Source organism: Methanosarcina spelaei (genome assembly GCF_002287235.1).
In the GTDB taxonomy this organism is placed as follows: Archaea; Halobacteriota; Methanosarcinia; order Methanosarcinales; family Methanosarcinaceae; genus Methanosarcina; species Methanosarcina spelaei.
Genome location: NZ_LMVP01000256.1, coordinates 1 through 1,593, shown reverse-complemented (window position 1 = coordinate 1,593; position 1,593 = coordinate 1). Strand labels below are relative to the sequence as shown.

Genomic DNA, 1,593 nt, shown 5'->3' with positions numbered 1-1,593 from the left:
ATCAAACTGTCAAACTCCTATTGGTTCATATGACCCCACGACCTAAATGTGTAATTGGCGGTTCATATGAACGATATATATGTTATTAAGTGTGGGATGAAGAAGGAACAAATGTTTCGTCTTCGTTTAATAAACGGATTCAATTTTGCCCCTATTATTGCAGATGCAATAGTTGATCTTAGTAAAGATTTCTTTAAGAATGACAATTCTAGAGTCTGCAATGGTCAAATTCTGTATCTTGCCGTCTCTGATGAAGAAGGTCCTGGTAAATCTACTTTTGATTCAAAGCATGTAGAAGTTATCCTGACATTAGACGCTCCAGAGGACATGGACGTCTACGAAAAGTTTGGTTTATCAGCATACAGACAGCATATATTGCTGAGAATAACACAAGAAGCCAGAGACCAGAATGCGCTTTTAACAATCAAAGATCTTGTAAAGCTTCTCAAAAGCAGTTACAGCACAATAAAGAGGGACATAAAACATTTCCGAGAAAAGGATCTTTATGTCCCCCTAAGAGGTATTGTCAAAGACATTGGTCCTTCATCCCATAAATCAAAAATCGTAGAGTTATATCTGAAAGGATATACGCCCACTGAGATCCAGAGATCTACAAGACATTCGTTACAAAGCATAGAACGCTATATCAAAGACTTTTCTCGTGTCTCTATTCTCACACATAAAGATGAGTCAATAGACAATATCCGATTAATTGTTGGAATCTCCGAACGTTTGGTAAAAGAGTACCAAGAACTTTTCATAAAATACAAGGATAGTAATCATAAATCAAGAATAGAAGAGCTAATAGATAACGTAACTGTTTATGATTCACCTATGAGTTTCAAAAAAAATGCGGGGATGAGAATGTGAAAGAGGACTGGTATAGGAAAATGTATGGTCCTTCGGCATCAAAAACCTATGAAACAAGCTTGTTCAACCTGATAACATCAGAATTTGGATACATTGGCGGTCCTGATGTTGTCAAACTATTCACTAAAAAAATTGTTGAGTTGAATAATCAATATTACCTGAGGGAGGAGTTTGTTCGGCCAGGTCAAATGAGATGGCTTGTATTAAAAGCAGGCCAGAAATATTCCAAGAGTAAAAAGTTGAGCGAGATGCAGCTTATTCCCGTTACATTAACCCTAATAAATCCCCTGGATATTGAGGACAGAATCACGAAAGTAAAGAAAAACGAATTGATGGAAAAACTAATAGTTAGATTATGCAATGAAACCAAAGAGCAGGGAGGCGTGCTTACAGAAACGGATATAGCTATATTGTTAAGGTTGTCTTGTACCATGATTTCCAATCACGTAACAAGTTATGAAAAAAGGACAAAAAATGTCATTCCAAGAGCCGGTACTGAAATGGACATGGGAAAATCCTTAACTCATAAAAGATTAGCATACCATAATTACAAGAAAAAGATTCCTACTTCAGAAAATGCACGTTTGATAGATCATACTCCGGAGTCGGTAGATCGATACATCAAAGATGGAACACGTATAGAAAAGCTCTATGCAGCTGGATACAATGAGTGGGACATGGCATTCCTTACAGGACTTCCCATAGATGTAGTTCAGGAATATG

The 1,593-nt window shown here is 36.8% G+C and carries 2 protein-coding genes; both read left to right on the top strand.

What is annotated here, in order from left to right; all coding sequences use genetic code 11:
• Positions 1-66 precede the first annotated feature (66 nt).
• Positions 67-870: a DUF1670 domain-containing protein gene (locus tag ASJ81_RS12360; protein WP_095644695.1), complete on the top strand. Its 804-nt coding sequence runs from the start codon at positions 67-69 to the stop codon at positions 868-870.
• The coding region (locus ASJ81_RS12355) for a DUF1670 domain-containing protein (RefSeq protein ID WP_245860118.1) at positions 867-1,593 on the top strand (727 nt) is incomplete at its 3' end. The genes ASJ81_RS12360 and ASJ81_RS12355, both read left to right, overlap by 4 nt.